The sequence below is a fragment of the Pontibacter silvestris genome (assembly GCF_020907275.1).
GTDB lineage: Bacteria > Bacteroidota > Bacteroidia > Cytophagales > Hymenobacteraceae > Pontibacter > Pontibacter silvestris.
The window spans coordinates 45,837-58,464 of record NZ_JAJJWI010000024.1 but is presented as its reverse complement, the minus strand read 5'-3'; the positions used below and the strand labels follow the sequence as shown (position 1 = coordinate 58,464).

The window sequence follows — 12,628 nt, the reverse complement described above, 5'->3', positions numbered from 1 at the left end:
TTGGTTTGAAAACTGTCAACCTATAGCAGGAGAAGACCGTAGTGGTAAATCTTCTGTTTCTTCGCTTTCAACTTCTGCAAAGGAATTATATTGTAGTAGCAATTACGGCCGCTATGGAAAGAATACCTTGTTCATGCAGGTGTGTAAATATCAGAGGCTGTTTTTTGCTTCTATACTGTCCCACCGGTTTATAAGGGTCTCTTTCAACCCCATAATTACGGCTATGAACTCCATTTTCATTGCTTTGGCGGTCTTCTCCTTTATTTTCACGTCCACCACACTGCTTTCAAACAGGTTCCTGCCACTTTCGATAGCAGTCAAAAGTCTCCCAGCATGCAGCAGTTCCAATGTCATTCTTATCCTGTGGCTGTTAGATCTATACATTTTGAGATCCTGGGAGATAAGAGCATCATGAAGCTCGGACATAGCATGCTCAAAACTGCGGATTGTTATCCTAACCAGTTCTTCCAGATCCTCCTCATCTCCTTCGAGCATCTCCTCAAAGGTTGTCAGTGTGAATATAGGCCCACTCAATTCATGTGATATTTCAAACCGCTTAGCAGATTCGGCAACAGGTGGTTCATTGAAAGTGGCTACCTGTATTTGTTGAGCATTATTGAGGCTGTAGTGAGCAATCTTGGCCTTTAGCTCCATTGAGTTAAAAGGTTTGCTAATGAAGTCATTAATGCCGGCTGCCTCCATGCGCTCTTTATAATCGTACCTGGCAGAGGCTGAGAGAGCTATAATAGGTAACTGCCTGTACTTCTCCTCGGTGAGTTCCCTTATCTTAGATGTAGCCTCATACCCATCCATATAGGGCATCTGAAGGTCCATCAATATCAGCTGGTAGTCTTCACGCAAAACGTGGTCTACTGCATCTATTCCATTTTCCGCAATGTCGTACGCCACGCCCCACCGTTGAAGATATTTAGAAACAACCAGCACGTTTACAGGGTTGTCTTCCACAAGCAAGAGTTTAACACCATCAATGGAATGCTCTGGCCAAGTGGCTATATCTTCTGCTATAGAGACATGTTCCTTAGCAACTTTAAGACGAAGGTTGAAGGAAAACTCGGTGCCCCTACCCTCCTCGCTTCTAACCGAGAGCCTGCTGCCGTACAAGGCAAGCAGCTTTTGGCTAATAGCTAAACCCAGACCTGTTCCACCGTACTTCAGGTTTATATCGTAACTGGCCTGCGTGAACTCTTCGAATACCTTTTCCAGCTTGTCCTGCGGAATGCCCATGCCGGTGTCTTCAACCTGAAAGTTTACAGAAACTTCCTCATCTGTCAGCTCCTGCACTTGCAGTTTTAAAGAGACGGAACCCTCATCGGTGAACTTTACGGCGTTGCCGAGCAGGTTGGTGAGAATCTGGCCGATTTTCACCGGGTCACCCAGTACCTGGTCCGGCAGTCTGTCGTCCAGGTCTACCTTCATGGCAAGCCCTTTTTCCTCTGCCGTTATACTTACGCCATAGAGAAGAGAATAAACCTGCTCTCTCAGATTCATGCTTCTTTCGACAAGTTCTACCCGGCCAGCCTCGATCTTGCTGTAATCCAGAATGTCGTTGATGAGGTGAAACAGGTTATCGGCAGATAGCTTAAGGGTTCTAAAGTACTCTTTGTGATCTTTTGTATGGTCTGTTTCCTGTAGTAGGTTCGCAATACTTACAATCGCGTTCAGAGGTGTGCGGATTTCGTGGCTGACCGTGGACAGAAACTCGGCTTTTACTCTGGCCGCCTCTTCCGCCTCTTTCTTTGCCCTGAGCAGCTCCTGCTCGTACTTCTTACGGTCCGTGATATTAAAGACCATTGTACGGTTTAGCAGCGGTTTTCCGTCGTCACCCTTAATCTGTGTGGTATTTATAAGAACCGGGAGCCGTTGGCCTTGCTTTCCTTTCAGATCAAAGTTTATTTCGCTAACAGAACCCTGCATCTGAAGCAGTGGGCCATAGTGCGTCTCATAATACAACTTACCGCCTACGGGCAACAGGTCCTGAAACTTTTTTTGGTGCACAAGCTCCCCTGCCTCATATCCGAGCCAACGCAGTAATGTCTTATTTACTTTAACAATAGTGCCGTTCGGCAGCGTAGAGAGATAACCACAAGGAGCATTCTCATAAAGATCCTCAGCACTTTCCTCTATAAAATCTTTATAATCCATTCTGTTTTCTTCATTCTCTCTTGCCATGCTTTATCTGTTACGTTCCAAGAACGTCTTCATTGCAGCTATAGTTTCTTCAGGCGCACTTAGGTTTGGGCAATGGCCCGTAGCATCTAGCACAACCAGCTCACTTTCTGCAACCTGCTCATGCACATACTTCCCCACTTCCATCGGTGCGATCACATCTTCGGAACACTGCAGAATAAGCGATTTTGCTTTGAGTTTCTGTAAATCCGAACGGTTATCGGACAGGAAGGTGGTGTGGGCAAAGTGCTTGGCAATCTCTGGGTTTGTCCTGCAGAAGCTGTTAGTGAGTTCCTCCCCCAACTCCGGTCTGTTCGGGTTACCCATGATCACTGGTGCCATGGCTGCGGACCAGCCCAAGTAGTTACTGTCCAAAGACTCTAATAACTCATCAATATCCTCTCTAGAGAAACCACCAATATACCCCTCATCGTTAATGTAACAAGGGGAGGGGCCTATCATAACCAGTTTATCAAATCGGCTGGGGTCTTTCACAGCGGCAAGCGCTCCAATCATAGCGCTTACAGAGTGGCCGACAAAAATAGCATTCTCCAGGTTCAGTGTTTCGCATATGGCCAGTACATCATCTGCGTAACCTTTCAATGTTTCGTACTTTACCTTATTGAATGCAGCGGTATCAGATTTACCAGCGCCTACATGGTCAAAAAGCACGATTTTGTACTCATTCTCGAATGCAGGTGTTATGAACCGCCACATGTTCTGGTCACAGCCATAGCCATGGGCAAAGACCATAGCCTTCTCGCCTCTGCCGCTTACATGTACATTGTTTCTCTTAAGAACTTCTATCATTGTATTCATGAAATTTGTCAAAGGGAGCATTACTCAATATTCAAATATAGAAGTTTTTTTTCTGGCTTATCAGTATTGAGGCGTATTTGTTTTATCAAGTCCTGTTTGATGAACACAATAAAAAAGTCTTCTTAACAGGGAGTTGCACAAATATATAGCTGCCATGGGTAATCTGCATAATCGAATTCTGGCAATCTAAATCAGGGCATCATCGAGATCCAAACTGACAAGTCATGTGTTACAAGTAAATATGTCTGGGAGTTTTTAGATGCCTGGTACCCTTATTACTAATGGTGTCGGCTCCCCAACTTTAGAACTATCTGAGTTCCTCCCCGGTTTTAGAATGAGCTCCTCCCATTTTTAGGACTGGCCAAAAGTAGAGAATTCGGACTTCACTATATTAATTTTTACCCACTCTTCCGGCGTTATGTCACCCAATGAGCTGTGGGGACGGAAGTGGTTATATTCTTGTCTCCAGGCTTCAATCTTCTCTTTGGCATCCTCCAGGGAGAGGAACCAGTTGGTGTTCAGGCACTCGTCTCGAAAGCTACCGTTGAACGACTCGATAAAGGCGTTATCCGTAGGTTTCCCAGGTCTGGAGAAGTCCAGCGTCACCTTGTTGTCATACGCCCATTTATCCAGCGCCTTGGAGATAAACTCACTCCCATTATCTACCTGTATACGCTTGGGTACAGCATTGTTTTCCTGTTTTAGCTTTTCCAAGGCAGCGACCACGTCTTTTCCCTTCAGGGACTGTCCCACCAGAATAGCTGGGCACTGTCGGCTATAATTATCCACTACAGTTAAGCAGCGGAACTTCCTGCCGTCAAATAGCTGATCGGCTACAAAGTCCATACTCCAGCACTCTTGGTTAGTGGAAAGCTCTGGACGCTCCTGCCCCCCCAAGGAGTCTACGCAAGGAATGCTTGTCAGCACTTGGCACAGAGTCTATTTGATTGGCCTAACCAGGAATGAGCTAAGGAAAGACTAGTAAAGTCTTTTTCGCTCTGACAGGTATGGGATTGCTCATTTGATGAAGATTTATTCCTCAGCTTTCTCTGAAGAATACTTTCTATCGAACATATCCACTTGCTTGTAATTATAACCCATTGGAATAGTCAAAGTGACATGGTGTGTTAGGCTGCTTCACAGAGAGCGCTTGAGTATCAAAAGCAATTCAACCATTTTGACAAACCGTGTCTCCTGCTTTAAACAACCTCACATTTAATAAGATGCATTAGCTGATTTTTATTTACATCTGCTGCACAAACCTGTCGATATGTTCACTCGCTGTTTCTGCTCCGTTTTCTTGCCTGACTACCTGCGCTGCCTCCTGAGCCGCCGCCGCGTAAGCAGCATCATTTAACAATAACTGTAGCGCCTTCCCCAGCCGTTCCTTTGTAAAATGGGCACTGTAAATGTAACGCCCTACTCCGAGCCGCTCCACCCGAAGCGCATTATCAGGCTGATCGAACGAGTGCGGAATAACCAACATAGGTTTTCCTGCCCGCAAGGCTTCCATGGTGGTGCCAATACCTCCATGGTGGATAATTAAAGCACTCTTCTTGAACAAGGAAGCATACGGGAGATAAGGCCCCAGCAGTATATTATCGTTGTGCGCATACTTTGCTTTTGCTTCGCCACTCAGCGTGTGGGCGGCACCGACAAAAATGGCTCTTTTACCCATTTCCGTTATTACCTCCTGGCAACATTGGTATACCGCTTCTGCATTTAACACTACAGATGAGCCAAGCGCAACCACAACAGGAGGTTCCCCCCGCTGAATAAACTGCTCCACCTCCATCGGCAATTCTTTATTTTCCTGGAAAAAAGGAAAGCCTGTAACGCTGGCATGAGCAGGCCAATCAGATTGTTTACGGGCCATCACGTTAGAAAATAAAGCCAATACCTGGTAGGGAGAATGCTGCCCCTCCATCAGCGGGTGCTTACGATTGGGTAAACCGAGTTCTTTGCGGAACTGGTAAATAGGCGCGCACCACTGATGCGTCACCATCCTGACTGCCTGCATGAGCAAGCGGTTAGGCGTAAGCCCCAGGCCTGGCAGGTGCACCATCCATGGGTACATAGGTATAACCGGCGAATCGTGGGGTGACCAGAAATTGTTCGGCGACAGGTTGCAGGAAATCCAGGGGATACCTGTTTTTTCGGAGACGATAGGGCCCGCAAAGCAATAGGAATGATTGATCAGTAAGTCAGCTTGCTGCACCGCCTGCGTCAGATCGTTATAGTTCTCCCGGATGTACGGAAAAATAAGTTTACGTGCTAAGGTTTCTGAACCAGTCCGCAGATCCATCGCCGATTTCATGGTAAGGCTGTCGCTGAGGTCCAGGTTGGGGCGCAGCGGGGCGAATGCCAGACCAAGTTCTTCTACTTTCTTTTGCAACGACACGCCACCCGCAATGGTTACCTGGTGCCCTTTATTTGCCAAAACCTGACCAATAGCAAGATATGGGTATAAATCTCCTAAAGACCCGTACGTACTGATAACAATTCTTTTTGTCGCCATAGTTAAAAAGGTGGTGTGGTAAACCTGTTTGATACATGATTTTCGACACCTCTTCAGAGCATCCTCGATGATGTGGCTAAGTTCTCTATCATTTCAATTTCCAAAGGTTTACCGTTCAACATACAGACGGGATGTTGGTCGTCTACCACCAATCCCATATGAAGCTCCTGCGAAGGACTAAGGTAAGCTGCACACCAGAAGTCCAGTAAAAAGGAAAAGGTGTCATTGGCCTGTTCCAGGCAGGGAGTTATGGCGTCCAGCAGCGGTCCTGGGTCAGACTGGTTGTTATCAGCTTTCCACAGGGCTTCTTTCAGTACCCAGTAACGGTACAACTCATCCCGCTGCACCCGCTGCTGCTCCAGCACTGAAAGTCCCTGAAATACATGCTCTACCTGTATCGTCTCCTCTACCTGCACATCCACCCCTATGGCATGGCGCGCTACGGCAATAAGCACATGCCGCCCCGAATGTGCCAGGTTAAAAGCAAAATCGCCCTTCAGATAAGGCTTCTGCTCTTTGGTATAAAGCAGCTGAATCTCTTTGGCCGAACCGCCCAGGTACCAGGAAAGCACTTGCTTTAATAAGGCTCTCCCGAGCACAAACTGGTGGCGTTTGATGGGGTTTAAAAGACGCTCGTAGCGCTGAAATTCCTTAGCATCTAAATACTGCAGTGCGCTTTCCATTGAACTACTAAAATAGCGGTCTGTCTTAAAGTACCACAGGTGTACTTCATGCTCCGCCAGGTGGTATATAGGTTTTTCAAGCATGATGGTCCAATATTTCGTTTTCAGAATAAGTTGGTAAGGCTACAGAAGCGGACACTCCAAATGCCTTTAGTAGCTGGACACGCTGCTGCAAAGCAGCTTCCTGAAGAAGCCTTTTAGCGACTTCAGCCACTTTCCTGTTTTCAATGGCTTCCATAGGGCTTCCTTTTACCCAATCGTTAAAGGCACCCATGGCCGGGCCGCACCAAATCTGATAATCCATGGCTCTTTCAGCCACTCCTTTCACTGCCCATTTAGAAGATAAGCCCAGGTACCAACGGAATATCAGTGCCATTTTCTTCTTCGGATGCTGACGGGCAGCTTCTAGTTTATGCGGATCATTTTTCTGGAAAAAGGTCTCCACATCGCTCCATATTTCTGAAACAGGCCGCTGCAACAACTGCTTTTCCAGTTTAGCCATCTCGTCGGCAGGTATATCTGATAAAGAATCATACTGTGTGTACAACTGGTAGAGTTTCTTTGCCCGGTTTGCGTACAGCGTTCCCCGTTTCAGCACCTGCACAGAAACACCCATTTCAAACATATCTGCCGAAGGAGCCAACACCACATCCACGGAAGTAGCTTTTGCCAGTAGCTCTTTTACCTTCAGGGAAGTACCAGACTCCATGCAGGATTGGTTAACCGAACCCGTCACTACATAATCGGCACCCAAGGCAAAAGCAGCTACCACAGCAGCAGGAGTACTGATACCCCCGGCTGCCCCTATGCGTGTTGGTCTGGCATAATTATGCTCCTTCTGTAGGCGCGCTTTCAGTCGGATGATTTCTGGCAAGGAGCACACCAGCGGCTGTTGGTCTGTGTGCCCCCCCGAATCTGCCTCCACCGTGATATCGTCAGCCATAGGAATAGCTTTTGCCCACTGCATTTGCTCCGGAGTGATTTTCCCCTGCAACACCAGTGCCTCCAGCATGGTATCAGGAGCAGGAAGCAAGAACGGACGCGCTACCTCAGAGCGTGAAATTTTAGCAATGACTTTATTCTGTGCCCTTATCTTACCATTGGCATCTTTCACCAGTCCTACGGCACGGTAATAAACAAGGGGCAGCGAAAGCTCCATAAAAGCCGAAGCCTCCAAGGTGCGTACTTTGTACCGCAAATACATTTCTATTAGCCGCATTTCCAGCCCATCGTCTGCTGGCGAGTGAATGAGGTTGAAAGCATATGGGCCTTCAGGTAACGCTTCCTGAATTCTGACAATAGCCTGTTCTACCCTGTCCGGGCTTAAACCTGCCGCTCCGAAAGATCCCAAAAACCCTTCCTGCCCCAGCGCAATGACCATTTCTTCAGAAGCAATGCCATTTGCCATTGCACCTGCCATATAAGGGTACTTTACATGATGCGCCTCTAAGAATGAGGCATTGCCCAGCTTTTCGACAGGGAGTGCCGGCAAATGCCCCACTACTTTGTACACGCTGTTGTGGGAGTTACTGAACGAGAGGTAATGGTTTGTATCGATACCCTGGTATAAATAACAAGACCTGTTCACTTCCTGTAGCACCCTTGCACTTTCTTTTAACCGATAAATGCCTTCATGTTGCTTCGGTACTGTACCGCCTGCAGTTGCCACATAGTTTAGCTGCTCAAGCACTTCTTTGTCAATAACAGGTTCGATTCCTCCTGAAGAAGCTGGAACCGCAACTGCTGGCTTGGCAATAGGCACTTCATAGAACGGAAGGTTTATTGGGACGCCATGGCTACACAGCACACTACTCATCTGCAGCAACGACTGGTAGTCAGACACTCCTTTTTGATTGATGGACATGGCAACATGGCGCTGATCAGTCAAAATTTCACCTACCAGCCGGGAGCACCAGGACTTTGGCCCTACCTCAATAAACACATTAACGCCATCCTGGTACGCTTTCTGAATCTGCGACACAAAATCTACGGGCTGGCAGTAAGTATCTGCTGCGTTCTTCGCCAGCAGTACTTTATCCAGGGGCAGCACCTCCTGCGTAACACCTGAATAAAAACGCACCTTAGGTTCTTTCTCGATATCAAGCAGGTGCATCTGCTCAAGCTTTTCGTGCATAAAACCTATGGGCGGGCAGTGCGCCACATTATATAAATCCACCATCATTCCTTCATAATGGTGCCGCTTCATCCAGGCCTCCCCCTCTGCTCTGTCACCAGAAAGAATGACGTTTCCCGGGGAGTTGATAAATGTTAGATACAGGTTTTCGGATTCTGCTAATTGAGGCTCCACTTGCTCGGCAGGAACGTTCAGCACCCAATGCGTCCAATTTTTAAAAGATGCATCAAGCTGAAAAACAGGAGATTGCCTTACCCTGTCGCGCAGGTGCTGGAAACCCCATACTTCCATGGCAAAAAACATCGTGATGCCGCCCATACTATAGCCAAGTGCTGCCTCTGGCTCCAGTTTAAACTCTTTCCGCAGCACCTGGGTAGCATAAACGCTCAACGAGATACTACTTTCAGCAGCTGCGACTGTATTGTTCAGGAACTGTGCTTCCCGTTTTTTCCGCACCTCCGGCTCGGGCTGCTCTAAAAACCTTGGATGCACCAGCGGCTGATGCACCAGTTCATGCAGCTGATCCAATTTTGAACTATAATAGTCGAAGTGTTGCGGGAATAGCTGGATGTTATCCTTTATCATGCCCACATAAGCACTTGCCAAACCAGGATAAACGAAACCAATTTTGGCAGACTTCCCTAACGGCTCAGGAGAAAAGTAGGACCCCATTGGTGTCTGCCACGTTTTGCAGGTAGCAAAAGCAGCCTCAAGGCCTCTCCGGGCAAATGAAATTTCGCGTAACAGCTGTTTTTTATTGCCTGCTATCAGGCTTATGGTATACTTCCCTGCTTTCGCCAAATGCTGCTGGTATAGCTGCTCAGCCCATTGGTGCGAGAAGGAATCAGCCTCTTTTTCCAGTCTCTCCAGACCAGCCTGCAGCTCCGTAGTATCGTTACCTGATACAAGCAGCAGCTTTCGGTCCTGTTGCCTAATATAGGCCATAGACTTGCTGGCTGCAGGCTCTGCCTCCTGCAGTTTCAGGAGCACCTCTTGTGTATCGTCTTTGAACACGATGGCAGCAATTCGCTTTTCGTCACTGTTTTCTGGTATCCAGGTAAAGGAATTCTCAGGTGCATAAAACAGCTGGGCATCCCAAGCTGCAAGCTGTGTCATATTTTGATGCTTTCGAAGTGCCGGAATGAAACGATAGTGCAGACACAGGCTTACTTTTATCAACCTTGCCAAATCTTGCAGACCTGCATGAGGTACTATCAAAGTTCCCAAAGCACACCTGGGTATTTCCTGGTGTCCATCAGGAGTAAGGGCCATGTTATCGGGCTTTATCGTTGGATCCACATCCAGGTAGTTTAGCTCCGCCATTAGCGCATCGAGGCTGGAGGAGGTAAACGGCTGTCCATTGCTTAATACGGCATAAGGTGGCTGTTCTGCTTTTTGGGCTTCGGAAGAAACCATGAGCCTGACCATCGCCTCTCCTCCTGCATGCTGCGCGCAAATAACAATACTACTGTCCTGGTTCTGGTGCAGCCAGCTTTGTGCTGATGCCATAGCCTCCGGAAAGGTGGAAACAACCATGATTTCTTCCGGACCCATTTCATCAACTAAAATCTCTCTCAGATCTCCGATATGTACCATCGCCAAAGGCTTGTCCCCTCCCGCCTCTTTGCGCATTTTCTGGTACATGGTAGCAAACGAGGCCGTCGCTTCGGATGCCTCTAAAGAAAGGGCATCTGGAAATATTCCGTCGTAAACAGTACGGTGAAACTGGTCGAGATTCTTTATACCTGGCAGGTGTATGTCCATACCTACTACCGCCAGTGAATCGGTAGTTTTAGGGAACATAGCGAGCAGTTCCTTGCTAACTGTAAGCGTTATACCTTCAGCTGCTACCAGTACTTTTCCAGTGGAATTTATGGCAGTGGCGTTGCCTACCACTTTGTGCCCCTGCTGCTCTGTTACTTCCAGATGAACCCAAAAAGATTCATCAAATGGCAGCGGCTCATAAATAATCATACTTCCCATACTGGAGGGAAGGCAGGAAGCATCCAGGTGGTGGAATGCCCACACCAGAAAGCCCTGGCACATGGCATCGGTCGCAAAGGTTTTGGACCTCTGCAACGGAAACTGCCCTTGCATCTTTGCATCAGGTTCAGCCAGCGCGCAGGTATACCACAGCTCCTTTTCATCCATCTGCCATAGTGCTTCTATGCCCTGGTAGGTAGGTCCATGAAACAAGCTGCCTTCTTGGTATAGCGTTTCGCGGGTTTTAAGAGGCGTTTCGCCAAAGGCAGGTAACTCCCGTGTTGGTGGCAGCACTGGCGGTGCCGACAGCAGCAGTACATCGCTACCGTAGTGGTAGCGGCGGCGGCCCTGCTCGTCGTTACTCCACACTTTACCTGTTAAGCGAATAGCCTCTTCATCCTGTTGCACCACCTGTAAATCCAGGAAATATGCGCTGGACTGCTTTCCGTTAAAAATGATACCGTTAAAGAGCTTACTATTCTGGCACTGCACCAACTGGTAACTCGGGAACAGCTGCTCGGAAGCATTGGAAATCCAGGCTATACCTGTAACGAAGGGCATCACGGGAAAACCTCCGATTACATGATGCTCCAGAAAAGGGTTTTCTTCCCGTTTCACCCCTTTTTTGAGGTGCAGGATCTGGCCATTTAGCGGGAATAACTTTTTAGGTGCAGGCATTTTATTGTTGACGATGGTTACTCCTCCTCCTTTTTCCTGAGAAAGCAGGTTCATGAAATGTGCTACTCCTTCCTCTGCCTGAATGAGCATCACGCCTCTTTTCTTAAATTCCTGCTGCACATATGGCGTGATCATACCTGAATTCCACGGCCCCCAGTTGATGGCCGTCACCTTTGTCTCAGGGTGTTGGTTTTGATAGGAAATGGCCCATTTATTCAGCGTGTCATTGGCTAAGGCATAATCTATTTGGCCCTCATTGCCATAAAACCCTACGATGGAAGAAAACAGCACCACGTTTTTTAGCCGTGTAGCATCTACAGCATTTATAACATTCAGTAAGCCATGTACCTTGGTGCCATATACTTTAGCAAAATCCCCTTCCGTTTTTTTCTCTATAAGCTTATCTGCCAGGGCTCCCGCACCATGAATTACTGCTGTTACCATTCCCCATTTTTCCTGTTGATCAGATAGTTGCTTTTGGGTGGCACCTGCATCACCTATGTCGGCTTGCAGGTATACAGCCTTTCCTCCTGCCTCATGTATAGCCTGAATGGTCTTTTTTATACTTCTGGATGAAGTTAGCTTTTGATAAACTTCCTGAATCTCGACTGGACGAGGCATTTTACCAGACTGCTGCAACGATCGAAAGATCTTTTGCTTCAGCTCTTTCTCATCTTTAATGCCATGTGCCCAACTCGGTTCCTCAGCATGATAAGAAGTCCTACCCATCAGAATAAACGTACACGGACTGGAATTCGCGAGCGCAATAACACACTCCGCCGTTATACCACGCGCTCCTCCTGTAACCACTACCACATCAGAAGGTGCCAAATTAACAGGAGGCGTTACTGCCTTTGGCGTAAAACCAGTATCTTCCACAGCCAGTGTTAACCTTTTTAAAGCGGCATCATAACCTACCTCTGCCAAGGCAAAATCGATATCCTGCAGTTCTGTCAGAAGGCAGTCAACCACTTGTTCAGGGGCTAATGACGGATGAAGATCCACAGTTCGGCAAAACACATGCGGCCACTCACGGTTCAACGACTTTATAAGGCCTGATAATCCTCCTGCCTGCCAATCGAAGTCAGTTACCGAACCATACCCAAAGCTACCATTCAGGCGAGTGACGACTAAAAAGCTACAGCGACTTTGCGGTTTCTTGTGAAAGTTAGCCTGCAGGTGCTTAGCTAACCAGAATATTGACTTAGCCAGATCATCACGCTGCTGACCAACAGGATGCAGGTGGATGAACAACTGAACCTCTCCTAGCTGCTGTACCTGGTGCACTATGTTTCCGATGGCGTTATCACTGCTGTCATCCAAAGAAAACACTGTTACGTTCTCCAGTTTTATACTTTCTATACCTGGAAAATTTAACACCACTACCCGCAGCCCCTGCTGAATCAGGACCTGGGCAAGCTGCAACGTAACAGGCGTACCGTCATTGGTAAGCAATGCCAGCTCACCTTCCGCCCAAGTCTGTTCCCATTTGAATGGGTGAGGCAAAGGTTTTATTCTGACGTGATATTGAGGGACATGAGCGTGTAATTCTGACATAGCTATAGGAATTATGAACTGTGAGAGTTAATGAATTGAATTGTATAAGTTAAGCAGGACGGTATAGGG

At 47.6% G+C, this 12,628-nt stretch carries 5 protein-coding genes and 1 pseudogene; all 6 read right to left on the bottom strand.

From position 1 onward, the window contains the following. Window positions 1–150 precede the first annotated feature (150 nt). Window positions 151–2,190, bottom strand: coding sequence for a PAS domain-containing hybrid sensor histidine kinase/response regulator (locus tag LN995_RS18200; RefSeq protein WP_229962515.1), 2,040 nt, complete (start codon window positions 2,188–2,190; stop codon window positions 151–153). 3 nt (window positions 2,191–2,193) lie between these two features. After that, the gene (locus LN995_RS18195) at window positions 2,194–2,997 is read right to left on the bottom strand and encodes an alpha/beta fold hydrolase (RefSeq protein WP_229962514.1); all 804 of its coding nucleotides are present in this window, start codon (window positions 2,995–2,997) and stop codon (window positions 2,194–2,196) included. Window positions 2,998–3,357: 360 nt separating this feature from the next. Next, window positions 3,358–3,888, bottom strand: a pseudogene (locus LN995_RS18190) (IS3 family transposase); the annotation flags it as partial. A 361-nt stretch (window positions 3,889–4,249) separates the two neighbouring features. After that, window positions 4,250–5,524, bottom strand: a complete 1,275-nt coding sequence (locus LN995_RS18185) for a glycosyltransferase (protein WP_229962513.1) — start codon at window positions 5,522–5,524, stop codon at window positions 4,250–4,252. 53 nt (window positions 5,525–5,577) lie between these two features. After that, window positions 5,578–6,291 carry a 4'-phosphopantetheinyl transferase family protein gene (locus LN995_RS18180; RefSeq protein WP_229962512.1) on the bottom strand — a complete coding sequence of 238 codons (714 nt, stop codon included), beginning with the start codon at window positions 6,289–6,291 and terminating at the stop codon, window positions 5,578–5,580. Continuing rightward, on the bottom strand, window positions 6,284–12,559 hold the full coding sequence (locus LN995_RS18175) for a PfaD family polyunsaturated fatty acid/polyketide biosynthesis protein (protein WP_229962511.1): 6,276 nt from the start codon (window positions 12,557–12,559) through the stop codon (window positions 6,284–6,286). Before LN995_RS18175 ends, LN995_RS18180 begins: the two co-directional genes overlap by 8 nt. Between the last annotated feature and the right edge of the window lie 69 nt (window positions 12,560–12,628).